This window comes from Paraburkholderia sp. RL17-383-BIF-A (genome assembly GCF_046028015.1).
GTDB lineage: Bacteria > Pseudomonadota > Gammaproteobacteria > Burkholderiales > Burkholderiaceae > Paraburkholderia.
In genome coordinates this window covers 157454-172621 of record NZ_JARESR010000015.1, presented here as the reverse complement: position 1 = coordinate 172621, position 15168 = coordinate 157454, and the positions used below count along the sequence as shown (strand labels likewise).

Genomic DNA, 15168 nt, shown 5'->3' with positions numbered 1-15168 from the left:
TTTCCGGCGTTTCTGCGAACTGGTGGGCACGCGCAGCGTCACCGAGTTCAACTATCGCATTGCGGACGCGAATTCCGCCCATATCTTCGTGGGCGTGCAGATCAGGAATCGCAGCGAATCGGCTCAGATCGCGGGTGCGTTCGAAGCGCACGGCTTCGCCACGGTGGACCTCACGTTCGACGAACTGTCCAAGCAGCACATCCGCTATATGGTGGGCGGCCGCTCGCCGTTGGCACATGACGAACGCCTGTTCCGTTTCGAGTTTCCGGAGCGGCCGGGCGCGCTGATGAAATTCCTTTCGTCGATGGCGCCGAACTGGAATATCAGCCTGTTCCACTACCGCAACCAGGGCGCCGACTATAGCTCGATTCTGGTCGGCATCCAGGTGCCGGTGAGCGAGAACGAGGCCTTTGATCGTTTTCTCGCCACGCTCGGCTATCCGAACTGGGAAGAGACGCAAAACCCGGTGTATCGACTGTTTCTCGCATCGTAGAGCGGCTCGGGGTTTACCTTGACGTGGCGCGATGCGGCGCGACGAATGAGTCGCGCAGCGAATGCGCCACGAGCCTTGTCTGGACGGCGATAGCGCCGAATTGTGTCCGCGGTCGCGTGCGGCCAATCAAACCTTTTATCTCCAAACGCGATACGGCCTATCTACCGTATCGCGTTGCGCGATATAACGCGTGGTCGTCAAACTGAGTGCAAATCTAACGCCGCATTCAGGAGACAACTCATGCGCACTCAAGTTGGCATCATCGGTGCCGGGCCTGCGGGACTGCTGCTTTCCCATCTTCTTCATTTGCGTGGTATCGACTCCGTCGTGCTGGAGTCGCGTGCTCGCGATCAGATCGAATCCACCATCCGTGCCGGCGTGCTTGCACAAGGCACGATGGACCTGTTGACCGAAGCCGGCGTCGGCGCCCGCATGAAGGCCGAAGGCGCGCTGCATCACGGCTTCGAACTGGCTTTCGAAGGCAAGCGGCACCGCATCGATCTGACCGGACTCACAGGGCATTCGATTACGGTCTACGCACAGCACGAAGTGATCAAGGATCTCGTCGCGGCACGTATCGCCGACGACGGCAAGCTGCGTTTCAGCGTGTCGGACACGTCGATTCACGGCATCGATACAGACAAGCCGTCGATCCGTTATCGCCACGAGGGCGAAGCGTACGAACTGCAATGCGACTTCGTGATCGGCTGCGACGGTTCGCAGGGCGTGTCGCGCGCGTCGATTCCGCAGGCATTGCGCAAGGATTTCGAACGTGTGTACCCGTTCGGTTGGTTCGGTATCCTGTGTGAAGCGCCGCCGTCATCGGATGAATTGATCTACGCGCGTCACGAACGCGGCTTCGCGCTGATCAGCACGCGCTCGCCGAACGTGCAGCGCATGTACTTCCAGTGCGACCCGAAAGACTCGGTGGAGAATTGGTCCGACGACCGGATCTGGGCGGAACTGCATGCACGAGTCGATTCGCACGATGGCCGACAAATCGTCGACGGCAAGATCTTTCAGAAGAACATCGTCGCCATGCGCAGTTTCGTGTCGAACACCATGCAACACGGCAGGCTCTTTCTGGCGGGCGACGCGGCGCATATCGTGCCGCCCACCGGCGCGAAGGGTATGAATCTGGCGGTGGCGCGCGCACAAAGCATCCGGCCGTCGCACACTCACGCATAGATGAAATCTTCCCCGGCGAATGCAGCGGGACGAAACGACAGCGGCTTATGTCCGCGTTGTCATTTTGCCGGGGTATGCTCTCCCTTTAGTGCGTTCTTCGAAAAAAGGGGCAGAGGCAAATGCGGCGTGTCATATTCAACCAGAAGGGCGGGGTGGGCAAATCGACCATCGTGTGCAACCTGGCGGCCATCAACGCCAGCGAGAACCTGCGTACGCTGGTTATCGATCTCGACCCGCAAGGTAACTCCAGCCAGTATCTGCTTGGCAAAGAGGCCAGCGATCTCAAGCCCAACGTCGCGGACTTCTTCGAAACGGCCTTGAGTTTCAGCTTCAGACCGACGCCGGTCTCGACGTTCATTCACCGCACGCCGTTCGAAAATCTCGACGTGATGCCCTCTCATCCGGATCTCGACACACTTCACGGCAAGCTGGAGTCGCGCTACAAGATCTACAAGCTGCGTGACGCGTTGAACGAACTGGACGAGTACGACGCGATTTACATCGATACGCCTCCGGCATTGAATTTCTATACCCGCTCCGCGCTGATTGCGGTCGAGCGCTGCCTGATTCCTTTCGACTGCGACGATTTTTCCCGCCGCGCCCTGTATACGCTGCTCGACAACGTCAAGGAGATTCAGCAGGACCATAACGCCGGTCTGGAAGTCGAAGGTATCGTGATCAACCAGTTTCAGCCGCGCGCGAGCCTTCCCCTTCAACTGGTCGAGGAGTTGATCAGCGAAGGCTTGCCTGTGCTGGAGTCGCGATTGTCGACTTCGGTGAAGATTCGCGAGTCGCATCAGTACGCCAAGCCGATGATTCACTTCGATCCGCGTCACAAACTCGCCCATGAATTCATGGCATTGCATCGGGAACTGATTGGATAGACTCAGGCATGCGTTGCTAGTCAGGCGTGTCCGGATCGCTTTCGCCACTGAAGAATGAACCCGTTGATCATTCCGTTCGGCGGGCTCGTGAATGTGATAATCGGGCACGTTCACTCGCTAACGAGGTAATGCAATGCAGGTCTATGGCAGACGCAGTTCGATCAACGTACAAAAAGTGCTGTGGTGTCTCGCTGAACTGGGTTTCGCAGAAGGGCGGGAATTTTCGCGGATCGATGCCGGGCTCGAGTTCGGCGTGATCGACACGCCGCCGTATCGTGCGCTCAATCCGAACGGGTTGGTGCCCACGCTCGTGGATGGTGAGTGCGTGCTGTGGGAGTCGAATACGATCGTGCGCTATCTGGCCGCGAAATACGACGCGCAAACCTTGTTGCCGTCCGAACCCGCTGCGCGTGCCGATGTCGAGCGCTGGATGGACTGGCAACTCGGCACGCTCTGGGCAACGTTGCGCGTCGCGTTCCTCGGTCTGACGCGAGTGCCGGAGGAGCAACGCGACTATGACGCCATCAAGCGTTCATATCGCGAAGCAACGCGACTTCTGGGCATTGCCGACGCGGCCCTCGCGAAACACGACTATCTCGCGCAGGATCGCTTTACCGTGGCCGATATCGGAGTCGGCCTCGCGGCGCACCGCTGGGTGCATCTCGCGGAACGGTTTGCCGACGTGCTCCAGGCGCCGCAGCCCTTGCCTTCGCTGGACCGCTGGCTTCAGGCGGTCAAAGGCAGGCCGGCTTTTTCCGTGGCGGTCGCTCCCTGATTTGGCGTGAGGCGTGGCGCATATGCGCCTCACTCGGTCAAAGTGTCGCGAAAAGGCGCGACCATAATCGCGCCGAACAGAATCCATTTGAATATGTAACCGGCATGATATAGCCGGTGCCTCACGGTCCCGCGCCGCGCGGTTCTGGCGTATGGTGTGACCATCCGGGACAAGGGGCACCGGGGAGCACTTCGGGTGGGCAGGCCGTTCTTATACGATGAGCCGCGAGCTCGTTTTAGTAGTTGGCCGCCCCTGCGACCCGCCCGGTTGCGCTGCGAGCGCGAATCCGTAGTTGTCGTGCTGTCCCACCGGCTCCCAACATTCATCTGAATGGGAGACGATCATGCGAATCGTAGGGTTGGATGTTTCGCGCTCCGCGGCCGAGATCGCGTATCTCGAGGACGGTGTGCTGCAGGCCGGCGGTCGTGCCGGGCTCAGACGCGACGAACTGGAGCGCTTTGCCGCAAGGTTGCGCAGTACCGATCATGTGGTGCTCGAAGCGACGGGCAATACCGCTGCCATCGTCAACGTGCTGCGCCCCCACGTCGCGCGCGTCGCGATTGCGAATCCACTGCTGGTCCGGCTCATCGCCGAAGCACGCGTCAAGACAGACAGGATTGATGCGGCGGTGCTGGCACAGCTGTACGCGAGCCATTTTCTGCCGGAAGTCTGGATGCCCGACGAGAGCACCCTGGCGCTACGCCGACAGGTCTCGCGCCGGTCACAACTCGTGCGGCAACGCACCAGGCTGAAGAACGAAGTGCATGCGGTGCTGGCTGCGCATCTGATCGAGCGGTGCCCCGCTACTGATCTGTTCGGCAGGAAGGGACGCGTATGGCTCACGGCCCAACCGCTGCCGATGGACGAGCGTCTGGGCGTCGAGCAACGCCTGCGGGAGCTGGACCGTCTTGGGGAGGATCTGCACGAGGTCGACAAGGCCCTGGCGCAAGCCAGTATCGGCGACGAGCGGTTGCGCAGGCTGCTGACCATCACCGGCGTCAATAGCACTGTGGCAATCGGCCTGCTGTCGGCAATCGGCGCCGTTGAACGGTTTCCCAATCCGGAGAAGCTGGTGAGCTACTTCGGGCTGAACCCATCGGTCTATCAGTCGGGCCCAACGCCCGCCAGGCACGGTCACATCACCAAGCGGGGACGTTCGTACGCACGGGGATTGCTCGTCGAGGCAGCCTGGGGCGCAGCACAGGCGCCTGGCCCTCTGCGCGCTTTCTTCCTGCGCGTACGCGACCGTCGCGGCCAGCAGGTCGCCATTGTCGCGACGGCGCGCAAACTGGCGGTCATCGTGTGGTACGTGCTCACGCGCAATGAGCCGTTCGCATGGGATCGTCCAGCCCTGACCGCCCACAAGCTGCGCGCCCTGGAGTTGCAATCCGGCATGCCGGCACAACACGGCTCGCGCAAAGGATCGGCTGCCGCTTACAGCCTGAAGAGCGTACGCGACCAGGAACGGGCCATAGCCGAGCAGGCAGAGCGCACCTATCAACGCCTGTTCTCACGATGGAAGCAGACGCGTCCCAACAAACGCGAGGTACCACTGGTGTGGCCGGGAGCGCCGACCTCATAAAAATATCAAGCAGGGGCTTGTCGATTTCATCCGTAGTACGTTGGCCGATGCCATGCCTTTAGACGCTTTCTAACCCGTCGCACGGCATACAGATAGTTGAAAATGCGATTCAGAAACCCAATGCGATTTCCCGCTTCGTTCGGCGAGGCTGCCGTGCGAAGCTGAATGGCGGAAAACATCCGATTGAACGCGGCCGCCCAGCGAAAATACATTGTTCGGAGTGGAGAAGCGTTCGGAATGGAGACCGGGGCCGAGCCGCCGCACTCGCTGAAGCGACCGAGCCTGCGTGGTATAGCGCTCTGAATGACTGCTGCTCCGCAAAACAGGCACTGTGCGCGCCATGCAGAACAGTCCCCGCGTCCGAGCAGAGAAAGTAGCGTTTTTCCAGCAAATGCCTTTAGAAAACACCGGCTGCCCAACCGTTTTTCAATTGTAGTGGCAGCAGCAACAGTGAATTCAGGATTGTCGGATTTATCCGCCCGCGCCGGGCACCTACACTGTATTCACCGCTGCAACAACAGCCCCATCCGCAGCGCGTAGAAAGACAATCTCTGGAGGTGGTTTCATGAAGTCGCTCATTCAAGCTGTTGCTATCGCCGTTGTTCTTGCCGCGCCGGTAGCATCGTTCGCCCAGTCGTCCAATGACGCCGCGTCGCAAGCCGTGCAAGCGCAGGCCTCGGGCCAGCAACAATCGGCTCAAACGGACAAGAGCGGTTATGGCTCAGGCAGCCGTGGCACGTGGCAAGCGGGTTATGGTAACGACACGACGGTGAGTTCGTATTCGCCGCCGATCCGCAACATTCGTTAAGCAAACGACGAAGCGCGCGGCGAACACATCGCCGCGCGGGCGGATTGTTTTCTATGGCGCGCGCAACAGGGTCATTTCGTTGTGCAGCAGCGCCAGCAGATCATCATTACTAGGCCGCGTGCCCCAGTGCCGCGCGCCCGCTACTGACGCAATCGCGATCCACGAGTGAGGTGGAAACCATTCGCGCAGCAGTGTGCCATCCTGACGCAAACACAATTGGCCGGTCTGCTCGCTGTATTCGGCGCAGATCAGCGTGTCGTTGATTTGTGCGGTGACTCGGAGTGGATCGCTGCGTAGCACAATGTTGCTCCCGCGGATTAGGTGGCGCGAATGCGTGCGCGGCACGGTCGCGTCATCAACGCGACCGTGCCGCGTGCATCAATGATCGCCGTGACCGTGACCGTAGCCGCGATCGTCGCCGCGATCGTCGCCATGGCCATGCCAGCCATTATCGTGACCGCGCCAGTCGCCGTGCGGACCACGCGCCTCGTGCCATTCGCGTCCGTCGCGGTGACGCTCTTCCCACTCGCGCCGCTCCCAGTAGCGGTGGCCGTCGTAATAGCGCTCGCCGTACCAGCCCGGACTCACCACGACCACCGGCGGAGCCGGAGCGTAAACCGGCGGCGGGGGCGGGGCATACACGGGTTCGGGCGCGTAAGCGACCCCGGGAATGCCGATGTTCACACCCACATCGACGTGGGCCAGCGCGACTGACGATGCGCCGATTCCGAGTCCCGCAACGATCGCCATGGACAGCCAGCGGTTTCGTGATTTGTTCATGTTGTATTTCCCGCTTCTACGATAGTGAGTGGAAAGTCTTGTGTGGCTCGCGCTCAATAGCGGTCGCGATCGTGATAGCGATAATGGTCATGATCGTGGTAACCGCCCTCGGGGACGACGATGCAACCGCTCAATGCACCGCCGAGCGTGACGGCGAGAATGGCCAGCGCGAAAATTCTTTTCATGACGTTGCTCCTGTTTCCTTGTGACCCGAACTCTACTGACCGGCCGTATTTCCGGTGTGTTTGTGTGTAACAGGACGTGTCGATAGGCGCGTGTGGCGACAACGCGTGTACCGCGTAAGGGGCGCACGCCAGAGCCTGGTGAGAAGAGGGCGGATTATGCGGCGATCGGCGCGCAAGCCATTGAACGCACTGCAAATACAGCGTGATGGTCGACCCTTGCGCAAAGCGCTGCGGGCCGATCGGCGTGTGGATCGGCGGCACCCGGTCTCGTGGCGGGCAGGATTACCGCATCCATGCCGTACGGATACATTCAGTTGCAGACTAAGTTGCTGACCGGCGCTGTTGGCCGATTGAATCGCTCCGGTCGATTGATGATCCGCCGAAACATTGCGCGTGAGTGTCAGGACGTGGACAGTCGCCATTGGCGCCCGGCATGCGTAGCGACACGATTACGTCGATATCGACGCGGTGACGTCCGCGCGCGAACCTGGAACGTCGCGCGTGATAAGCACATGAAAAACAAGTCTTTTACGCGCGTGGCCAAGACTGGTTAGATCACGGGATCGACTGTCCGTCGGTCGATCCCGTTCAATCGCATTTCTTGCCGGTCAGCCATGAGCACACTTACCGAAGCGTTCACGCCGGATGCCGCGGCGCTCGCCGCGCGCCGGATGCCCTCGCGTGCTGCACCATTGGAGTGGTCGCGGCGCGACGGCCGCATGCTCGACGCCGATCTGCGCGAGGCGATCCACGCGGCCTTCACCGCGAACCCGTGCCTGAAGAGTTGGCCTGCCCACGCGATCGACGCGCTGTGCGACGCCGGCCACCTCCGCACGTGGACCAACGGCGAGTTGATTTTCGCGCGCGACGAGCCGTGCGACGACATTCAGGTGGTACTGTCCGGCGCGATCGAAATGAGCTGGACCAACGCGGCCGGCGTCCGCGCGGTGGCGGTGTATATGTGGCCGAACGAGGTCATCAATTTCATTCCGGTTCTGGACCGGCGCGGTTCGATGCATGATCAGCGCGCGCACGGTTCGACCACGCTGTTCCACATTCCCGGTCAAGCGCTGTTCGATCTGTTCGCCCGCGAGCCGGTGCTGTTGCGCAACGTGCTGGATCTGATCTGCCTGCGCAGCCGCGCACTGCACGGCCGCATGGGCAAGACGGCGCTGGCGGGTTTTCGCGCGCGCATGGCGGACCAGTTGCTCGCGCTCACCGAGTGGCATGGCAGACGAACGGAGCGGGGCGTCGAGTTGACGATCAGACTCTCGCAGGAGGATCTCGCGGCCTTGCTTGCCGCGTCACGGCAGAGCGTCAACAAGGAACTGCGCTGGCTGGTGCGCAACGGTATCGTCGACGTGCGTTATAGCCGTCTGACCGTGATCGACATGAAGGCGCTGCGCGAACTGAGCGAGGCCGCGTGAGAAAACTGATAACGATATAAAAAGCGCTTCTATCAAGTGTCCAAAGCGCGATAGATTCGCGGCGCCCACCCTGTCGATAATGACTCGTCGATTCAGACCTGTCCTGTCCTCAAACCGGGAGTTGCATCACATGTCGAACCTCAGTCTCGCGACGTCCAACGCACTGGACATTCATCCCGTCACTGGCCGCATCGGCGCGGAAGTTCGCGGCGTACGGCTGTCCGGCCAGCTCGAACCCGCAACGCTCGAAGCTATTCGCGCGGCGTTGCTGCGTCACAAGGTGATCTTTTTCCGCGGCCAGACGCATTTGCAGGACGCCGACCAGGAAGCGTTCGCCAAGCTGCTCGGCGAGCCGGTTTCGCATCCCACGGTGCCGGTGGTGGACGGCACGGACTATCTGCTCGAACTCGACTCGCATCGCGGCGGCCGCGCGAATTCATGGCATACGGATGTGACCTTCGTCGATGCCTATCCGCAAGCGTCGATCCTGCGGGGCGTGACGATTCCGGAAGTGGGCGGCGACACGGTATGGGCCAACACGGCCACCGCCTATGACGATCTGCCGCCGCCACTCAAGGCGCTCGCCGAACAACTGTGGGCCGTGCACAGCAACGAATACGACTATGCGAACCACGCGAACGTCGGCGAGCGCGGGCGCGATACTGAGGCGTTGAAACGTTACCGCGAGGCGTTCGTGTCCACGCGCTACGAGACCGAGCATCCGGTCGTGCGCGTGCATCCGGAATCCGGCGAAAAGACCTTGATTCTCGGGCACTTCGTGAAGAGTTTCGTGGGCCTCACGCCGAGTGCGTCGGCGCATGTGCTCGAACTGCTGCAAGGCTACGTGACGCGGCTGGAGAACATCGTGCGCTGGCGCTGGCAGACCGGCGACGTGGCGATCTGGGACAACCGCGCGACCCAGCACTACGCGGTCAACGACTATGGCGACGCCCACCGGGTGGTGCGGCGCGTCACGCTGAAAGGCGATGTGCCGGTCAGCGTCGACGGCCGCCGCAGCTTCACGCGCAGTGTCGAACCGAGACCGGCGGCGAAGGCGGCCTGAGGGTCGCGCTCACCTCGATTGCTCGCGAGTGGTTTCGTTCAGCGCGCATGGCGCGGCTATTCAGTGGCGAGGTGCGCCGGCGCGGTTGTTTCCCGATAGCCGAGCCGCGTCGAGATCGCGAGGCCCGACTTTCTGAGCAGCGCGACGTAGTGCGACTTGGTGTCGGCGCCGCAACGCATGGTCGGAAATGAAATGGACAAACCGGCGATCACGCGGCCGAAGCGGTCGAACACCGGCACGGCGAGACACTGCAGGCCTTCTTCCTGTTCCTCGTTGTCCTCGCCGTAACCCTGCTCGCGCACGCGCGGCAGAATGCTGAGCACGGCTTCGGCGGAGGCAAGCGTCTTTTGCGTCGACTTGCGGAATTCGACGTGGGAAAGCACTTCGCGCGCGTCGGCCGGTTCCATCCACGCGAGCAGCACCTTGCCGATCGCCGTGCTATGCAGCGGATTGCGCCGGCCAATGCGCGATTGCATGCGCAGCCCGTAATCGGCGTCGATCTTGTGAATGTAGATGATGGCGTCTTCGTCGAAAGCACCCAAGTGCACCGCCTCGCGCGTCGCCGCGCCGATACGGCGCATCTCGACGTCGGCCTCGCGGACCAGATCGACGCTTTCCAACGCTTTCGCGCCGAGTTCGAACAGACGGATGGTCAGCCGGTAGCGCTCGGTTTCCACTTCCTGCGTCACGTAGCCGAGCGACTTCAACGTCTGGATCACGCGATGCACGGTGGTCTTCGACATGCCGAGCCGCTGCGACAGTTCGCTAATGCCGATCTGTCCGCTGTCGCCGATCGCGCCGAGAATCGCGAAGACCCGGCCGATCGACGAGGCCGATTCGCCCTTGTCGCAAACCATGCCGCCCATGCCGCCGAAGTCGGCGTTCTCCGCGTCCTGTAGGTGGGCGGGGGCGTCGTCCTTGCGCTGTTTGCCTGTTGCTGCCATTGCCTTCTTCCCTGTCTATGCGTTGCCGCGCCGCCAACGCGCGTGTCGGCGACGCGCCGAGAGCATACCGCGTCCCGCGCGCGCTGCCGAGTCAACGCGCGAGCCAGCCGCCGTCCACCGCCAGTGTATGCCCGTGCACATAGTCCGAAGCGGATGACGCGAGGAACACGACCGGGCCCGCCAGGTCGTCCGGGGTGCCCCAACGGGCGGCCGGAATGCGGCCGAGAATCTCGTCGTTGCGCTGCGCATCGTCGCGCAAGGCCGCCGTGTTCGCAGTCGCCATGTAGCCTGGCGCGATCGCATTCACATTGATGCCTTGCGCCGCCCATTCGTTCGCGAGGAGCCGCGTGAGCCCGAGCACGCCGCTTTTCGATGCCGTATAGGAGGCCACCCGTATGCCGCCCTGAAACGACAGCATCGACGCGACATTGATGATCTTGCCGCCGCTTCGCTGCTTGACGAACTGCCGCGCGGCGGCCTGCGAGAGGAAGAACAGGCTCTTCAGATTGACGTCCACGACCGCGTCCCAGTCGGCTTCGGTGAAATCGAGCGCGTTCTCGCGGCGGATGATGCCCGCGTTGTTCACCAGCACGTCGATGCGGCCGAAAGCCTCGACCGCGGCGCGCACGATGTCCTCGACCGGCGCGATCGAGCCGAGATCGGCACGCACGTCCGCGAAGCGTCGGCCGGTTGCGGCCACGCGCGCGGGCGTGTCGCCGGCGTCGGCCCGGCTCACGCCGACAATGTCGCAGCCGGCGTTTGCCAGCGCGAGCGCCATGGCCGCGCCAAGGCCCGTGTTGCTGCCGGTGACGATGGCGACGCGGCCGGTGAGATCAAAGGTGTTCACGGTATTCATGCCCATGTCGTGCGCCGGGAGTTCCTGGCGCGAGAGAAGCAGTGAAGCGAGCAGCAAAACAAGCGGTTGAAAAACGGGCGAAGAAAGGGGCGAAGAAAGCGACGAAGAAAGCGGCCCGTCAACGCAAGTCCCCAACGGCGATGTGATCCATGTCGCTGAACACCTGGTTTTCTCCGACCATGCCCCAGATGAACGTGTACGCCTGCGTGCCGACGCCGGAGTGAATCGACCAGCTCGGCGAAATCACCGCCTGCTCGTTGTGCACGAGAATGTGCCGCGTCTCGTTCGGCTCGCCCATCATGTGAAAGACGGCGGCGTCGGCGGCGACGTTGAAATAGAAATACACCTCCATGCGGCGTTCATGCGTATGGCACGGCATGGTGTTCCACAGGCTGCCCGGCTCGAGCTTCGTCATGCCCATGGACAGCTGGCAGGTGGGCAGCACTTCGGGAACGATGAACTTGTAGATGGTGCGGCGGTTGCTCGTGGCGGGGTCGCCGAGCGTTTGCGGCGAGGCTTGCGCCAGCGTTATCGTGCGGGTCGGATACGACGTGTGCGCGGGGGCGCAGTTCAGGTAGAACTTCGCGGGGCGCGTGGCGTCGTCGCTGCCGAAGGCGATGGCCTGCGCGCCTTTGCCGATGTAGATCGCCTCTTCATTGCGCACCGTATGGCGCGTACCGTCCACATCGACCCAGCCGTCGCCGCCGATGTTGATCGCGCCGAGTTCGCGCCGCTCCAGCAGATAACTCACGCCGATCGCCTTGCCGAGCGAGCCGGGCACCTCGACCGCTCGCGCCACCGGCGACACGCCGCCGACGATGATCCGGTCGATATGGCTATAGGTGAGTTTCAACGCATCGCGCTCGAACACCTGATCGACCAGAAACGCCTGGCGCAGCCCTGCGGTGTCGAGCGTCTTCGCGTATTCGCTGTTGATGGCCTGTCTCACTTCCATGGTGCTTTCTCCGCTCGGTTGGCGCGCCTTGCCGTCTCTCCAGGCAGGCGCCGTTCTGGGCTCGACTGTAGCGCAGAAATGCGGTATCGGAACGGTGGTCCGAAAATAATGCTTTTCGTAACCGCGACTGGCAATGGTTTCAGAAGAGACGCGGGTAAACGATAAACGTAAATTTCAATTGAAACGGAACGGCGTTCCTAGGGCGGTGCTATATTGCGCCGAAAGGGAGCAGCCCGACCTAAGAACGGGACATTACCCCGGGTGAACCACCCGATAACTGGACGCAAAGTCCACGGAGGAGGCATGAAGCTCAAGAAGGCCATCGACCGCATTCCTGGCGGCCTGATGCTGGTGCCGTTGCTGCTCGGCGCCTGCGTCCACACGTTTGCGCCGGGCGCGGGCAAGTACTTCGGGTCGTTCACCAATGGGTTGATTACCGGCACCGTGCCGATTCTGGCGGTGTGGTTCTTCTGCATGGGCGCGACCATCGATCTGCGGGCGACCGGCACCGTACTGCGTAAATCCGGCACGCTGCTGGTGACGAAAATGATCGTGGCGTGGATCGCGACGATCGTCGCCTCGCACTTCATTCCGATCGACGGCGTCAAGGCGGGGCTCTTCGCCGGACTTTCGGTGCTGGCGATCACGACCTCGATGGACATGACCAACGGCGGTCTCTACGCGGCCGTGATGCAGCAATACGGAACCCGGGAAGAGGCGGGCGCGTTCGTGCTGATGTCGGTGGAATCCGGGCCGCTCGTCAGCATGATCATTCTCGGCGCGACCGGCGTGGCGTTCTTCGAACCGCGCCTGTTCGTCGGCGCGGTGCTGCCGTTTCTGATCGGCTTTGTGCTGGGTAATCTGGATGGCGAATTGCGCGAATTCTTCGGCCGTTGCGTGCATCCGCTGATCCCGTTCTTCGGCTTTGCGCTCGGTAACGGCATCGACCTCGGCGTGATCGCGAAAAGCGGCGTGCCCGGAATCGTGCTGGGTCTGGGCGTGATCGTGGTGACCGGTATTCCGCTGATTCTCGCGGACCGCTGGATCGCCGGCGGCAATGGAGCGGCGGGGCTGGCGGCTTCGTCGACGGCGGGGGCCGCGGTGGCCAATCCGGCGATCATCGGCGAGATGATTCCGAGCTTCAAGCCGCTGGTGCCCGCCGCAACCGCGATGGTGGCGACGGCCTGTCTCGTGACGGCGATTCTGGTGCCGATCCTCACGGCGCTGTGGGTGCGCCGGCATCATGCGCGCGACGCGTTGCGCGAGGAGTTCGCGGCGGCAAGCTCACCGCCGCTCAATGAGCGGGACGTGCATGTGTAGGGCGGGGTGAAGCCGGCTCGCTTGCGTTCCTGATAGACGTAAGCGGGTTCAGGCGTCAGCGGGTCGCGCGATTGCTCTGTGGTTGCTTGCGCTTGCGGGTAGTGGCTGCCGGTTCGCCCGTGCTCATGACAATAAAAAAGGTCCGCGAGCGACGGCTCACGGACCCGGTGCAGTGTAACGAAGCGTTGGCGGAAGGCGGCGAAAACGCCGCCTGCGCGAACCTTAGACCGCCATCACAGATACGGCCTTGGTGACCAGGTAGCCTTCCATCGCTTCAGGGCCGCCTTCTGAACCGTAGCCCGAATCCTTCACGCCGCCGAACGGCATTTCCGGCGACGGCGTAGCCGGCTGGTTGATCCACAGCATGCCGACTTCCAGTTGCTGCGACAGCAGATGCACATTGGCGAACGACTTCGTGAATGCGTAGCCGGCGAGACCGTACGGCAGACGGTTGGCTTCGGCGATCGCTTCTTCCAGTGTGTCGAAGCCGCGGATCGCGGCGATCGGGCCGAACGGCTCGTTGTTGAACACGTCGGCTTCGAGCGACACGTTGGTCAGCACGGTCGGTGCGAAGAAGTTGCCTTCCGAGCCCACGCGCTCGCCGCCCGTTTCCACCTTGGCGCCGGTTTTGCGGGCGTCGTCGAGCACCTTGCTCATTGCCGTCAGACGGCGCGCGTTGGCGAGCGGCCCGAGAGTCGTGCCCTCGGCAAGCCCGTCGCCCAGCTTGAGGCCTTCAGCGTGCTTGACGAGCGCCGCGGCGAATTCCTCGCGGATGCTGTTGTGCACGAGAAAGCGCGTGGGCGAGATGCATACCTGACCGGCATTGCGGAACTTCGCACCGCCCGCGGCCTTCACGGCGAGCGCCACGTCGGCGTCTTCGGCCACGATGACCGGCGCGTGACCGCCCAATTCCATCGTCGCGCGCTTCATGTGTGCGCCGGCCAGCGCCGCCAGTTGCTTGCCGACCGGCGTCGAGCCGGTGAACGTGACCTTGCGGATCACCGGATGCGGAATCAGATAGCTGGAGATTTCAGCCGGGTCGCCGAACACCAGGCCGACCGTACCCGCCGGCACGCCGGCTTCGACGAAGGCCTGCAGCAGCGCTGCCGGCGACGCCGGGGTTTCTTCCGGCGCCTTGACGAGGAACGAGCAGCCGCACGCGAGCGCGGCGCTCAGCTTGCGCACCACCTGGTTGACCGGGAAATTCCACGGCGTGAACGCCGCCACCGGGCCGATCGGCTCCTTGAGCACGAGTTGCTGCGCCGCGAGGTTGCGCGACGGCACGATGCGGCCGTAAACACGGCGGCCTTCGTCGGCGAACCATTCGATGATGTCCGCTGCCGCCAGTACTTCGACGCGCGCTTCGGCGAACGGCTTGCCCTGTTCCTGCGTCATCAGGCGGCCGATGTCCGACGCACGCTCGCGCACCAGCGCGGCGGCGCGGCGCATGGTGTTGGCGCGCTCGTTGGCCGGCACTTTGCGCCAGGCTTCGAAGCCGCGCTGCGCGGCGGCCAGCGCCCGGTCCAGATCGGCAATGCCGGCGTGCGCCACTTTGCCGATGGCCTGGCCGGTGGCCGGGTTGATGACGTCGAGGGTCTTGCCGCTGGCGGCGTCGCACCACTCGCCGTTGATCAGAAGTCGGGTATCGGTATAGCTCGAATTGGCCATGCTGGGGTTCCTGTATAGGGGAAGACGACAGGCCGCGCGCGCGTGAAACATGGGGCTGAATCTGCGCGGGCCCTGGATGGACTGCCGATACCAATCATATTATCTGATTGTGCAAAATCGCACCGACGGCCGGCCCGGCCGCGCCGCGCGGCACGCGTCTTGCGGCGCGGCTGGCGCGACAGCGGGAAACTGCCCAAAGCGGTGCCGCGCAAAGAAGCGTAGAGTCGAACAGCAGTGGCA

14 protein-coding genes and 2 pseudogenes are annotated in these 15168 nt (G+C 62.8%); 9 read left to right on the top strand and 7 right to left on the bottom strand.

Features of this window, described 5'->3' with window-relative positions; genetic code table 11:
* The 6 genes and pseudogenes from P0D71_RS19090 to P0D71_RS19065 form a co-directional block, all read left to right on the top strand.
* Positions 1 to 493, top strand: a pseudogene (locus P0D71_RS19090) (threonine ammonia-lyase, biosynthetic); the annotation flags it as partial.
* A gap of 240 nt (positions 494 to 733) precedes the next feature.
* Positions 734 to 1642, top strand: a pseudogene (locus tag P0D71_RS19085) (4-hydroxybenzoate 3-monooxygenase); the annotation flags it as partial.
* A 158-nt stretch (positions 1643 to 1800) separates the two neighbouring features.
* Positions 1801 to 2565, top strand: a complete 765-nt coding sequence (locus P0D71_RS19080; protein ID WP_408187845.1) for a ParA family protein — start codon at positions 1801 to 1803, stop codon at positions 2563 to 2565.
* 133 nt (positions 2566 to 2698) lie between these two features.
* Entirely contained in the window at positions 2699 to 3340 is a 642-nt protein-coding gene (locus P0D71_RS19075) for a glutathione S-transferase family protein (protein WP_408481575.1), read from the top strand.
* Between the two features lie 343 nt (positions 3341 to 3683).
* Positions 3684 to 4922, top strand: coding sequence for an IS110 family RNA-guided transposase (locus P0D71_RS19070; RefSeq protein ID WP_408481573.1), 1239 nt, complete (start codon positions 3684 to 3686; stop codon positions 4920 to 4922).
* A 565-nt stretch (positions 4923 to 5487) separates the two neighbouring features.
* On the top strand, positions 5488 to 5730 hold the full coding sequence (locus P0D71_RS19065) for a hypothetical protein (RefSeq protein ID WP_091793819.1): 243 nt from the start codon (positions 5488 to 5490) through the stop codon (positions 5728 to 5730).
* Positions 5731 to 5781: 51 nt separating this feature from the next.
* Here P0D71_RS19065 and P0D71_RS19060 read toward each other — a convergent pair whose 3' ends face one another.
* The 3 genes from P0D71_RS19060 to P0D71_RS19050 all read right to left on the bottom strand — a co-directional run bounded on the left by P0D71_RS19060 (position 5782) and on the right by P0D71_RS19050 (position 6695).
* Positions 5782 to 6030, bottom strand: coding sequence for a hypothetical protein (locus tag P0D71_RS19060; protein WP_091800458.1), 249 nt, complete (start codon positions 6028 to 6030; stop codon positions 5782 to 5784).
* Between the two features lie 78 nt (positions 6031 to 6108).
* Positions 6109 to 6510 (bottom strand): hypothetical protein, encoded by a 402-nt coding sequence (locus P0D71_RS19055; RefSeq protein ID WP_408481571.1) that lies wholly within the window; start codon positions 6508 to 6510, stop codon positions 6109 to 6111.
* A 53-nt stretch (positions 6511 to 6563) separates the two neighbouring features.
* Positions 6564 to 6695, bottom strand: a complete 132-nt coding sequence (locus P0D71_RS19050) for a hypothetical protein (RefSeq protein ID WP_286161937.1) — start codon at positions 6693 to 6695, stop codon at positions 6564 to 6566.
* 614 nt (positions 6696 to 7309) lie between these two features.
* On the opposite strand from P0D71_RS19050, the gene P0D71_RS19045 reads away from it, so the two are divergent.
* Both P0D71_RS19045 and P0D71_RS19040 read left to right on the top strand, forming a co-directional pair.
* The gene (locus P0D71_RS19045; protein ID WP_091793824.1) at positions 7310 to 8122 is read left to right on the top strand and encodes a Crp/Fnr family transcriptional regulator; all 813 of its coding nucleotides are present in this window, start codon (positions 7310 to 7312) and stop codon (positions 8120 to 8122) included.
* Between the two features lie 130 nt (positions 8123 to 8252).
* Positions 8253 to 9185, top strand: coding sequence for a TauD/TfdA dioxygenase family protein (locus tag P0D71_RS19040; protein WP_408187848.1), 933 nt, complete (start codon positions 8253 to 8255; stop codon positions 9183 to 9185).
* Positions 9186 to 9241: 56 nt separating this feature from the next.
* Here the strand turns inward: P0D71_RS19040 and kdgR are convergent, their stop codons facing one another.
* From kdgR to kduI, 3 genes are all read right to left on the bottom strand, one after another.
* Entirely contained in the window at positions 9242 to 10129 is an 888-nt protein-coding gene (gene kdgR / locus P0D71_RS19035; protein WP_408187849.1) for a DNA-binding transcriptional regulator KdgR, read from the bottom strand.
* Between the two features lie 91 nt (positions 10130 to 10220).
* Entirely contained in the window at positions 10221 to 10991 is a 771-nt protein-coding gene (gene kduD / locus P0D71_RS19030) for a 2-dehydro-3-deoxy-D-gluconate 5-dehydrogenase KduD (RefSeq protein ID WP_408481569.1), read from the bottom strand.
* Positions 10992 to 11103: 112 nt separating this feature from the next.
* Positions 11104 to 11940 carry a 5-dehydro-4-deoxy-D-glucuronate isomerase gene (gene kduI, locus P0D71_RS19025; RefSeq protein WP_408481567.1) on the bottom strand — a complete coding sequence of 279 codons (837 nt, stop codon included), beginning with the start codon at positions 11938 to 11940 and terminating at the stop codon, positions 11104 to 11106.
* Between the two features lie 303 nt (positions 11941 to 12243).
* On the opposite strand from kduI, the gene kdgT reads away from it, so the two are divergent.
* On the top strand, positions 12244 to 13260 hold the full coding sequence (gene kdgT, locus P0D71_RS19020) for a 2-keto-3-deoxygluconate transporter (protein ID WP_091793833.1): 1017 nt from the start codon (positions 12244 to 12246) through the stop codon (positions 13258 to 13260).
* Between the two features lie 222 nt (positions 13261 to 13482).
* On the opposite strand, the gene P0D71_RS19015 is transcribed toward kdgT, so the two are convergent.
* Positions 13483 to 14928: an NAD-dependent succinate-semialdehyde dehydrogenase gene (locus P0D71_RS19015; protein ID WP_091793835.1), complete on the bottom strand. Its 1446-nt coding sequence runs from the start codon at positions 14926 to 14928 to the stop codon at positions 13483 to 13485.
* Positions 14929 to 15168: the final 240 nt, after the last annotated feature.

Excerpts from the sequence above, each read along its gene's own strand:
- kdgT (WP_091793833.1), top strand. The coding sequence starts at position 12,244 with ATGAAGCTCAAGAAGGCCATCGACCGCATTCCTGGCGGCCTGATGCTG.
- P0D71_RS19055 (WP_408481571.1), bottom strand. The coding sequence starts at position 6,510 with ATGAACAAATCACGAAACCGCTGGCTGTCCATGGCGATCGTTGCGGGA.
- P0D71_RS19075 (WP_408481575.1), top strand. The coding sequence starts at position 2,699 with ATGCAGGTCTATGGCAGACGCAGTTCGATCAACGTACAAAAAGTGCTG.
- P0D71_RS19065 (WP_091793819.1), top strand. The coding sequence starts at position 5,488 with ATGAAGTCGCTCATTCAAGCTGTTGCTATCGCCGTTGTTCTTGCCGCG.
- kduD (WP_408481569.1), bottom strand. The coding sequence starts at position 10,991 with ATGGGCATGAATACCGTGAACACCTTTGATCTCACCGGCCGCGTCGCC.
- kduI (WP_408481567.1), bottom strand. The coding sequence starts at position 11,940 with ATGGAAGTGAGACAGGCCATCAACAGCGAATACGCGAAGACGCTCGAC.
- kdgR (WP_408187849.1), bottom strand. The coding sequence starts at position 10,129 with ATGGCAGCAACAGGCAAACAGCGCAAGGACGACGCCCCCGCCCACCTA.
- P0D71_RS19015 (WP_091793835.1), bottom strand. The coding sequence starts at position 14,928 with ATGGCCAATTCGAGCTATACCGATACCCGACTTCTGATCAACGGCGAG.
- P0D71_RS19050 (WP_286161937.1), bottom strand. The coding sequence starts at position 6,695 with ATGAAAAGAATTTTCGCGCTGGCCATTCTCGCCGTCACGCTCGGCGGT.
- P0D71_RS19080 (WP_408187845.1), top strand. The coding sequence starts at position 1,801 with ATGCGGCGTGTCATATTCAACCAGAAGGGCGGGGTGGGCAAATCGACC.
- P0D71_RS19040 (WP_408187848.1), top strand. The coding sequence starts at position 8,253 with ATGTCGAACCTCAGTCTCGCGACGTCCAACGCACTGGACATTCATCCC.
- P0D71_RS19070 (WP_408481573.1), top strand. The coding sequence starts at position 3,684 with ATGCGAATCGTAGGGTTGGATGTTTCGCGCTCCGCGGCCGAGATCGCG.
- P0D71_RS19045 (WP_091793824.1), top strand. The coding sequence starts at position 7,310 with ATGAGCACACTTACCGAAGCGTTCACGCCGGATGCCGCGGCGCTCGCC.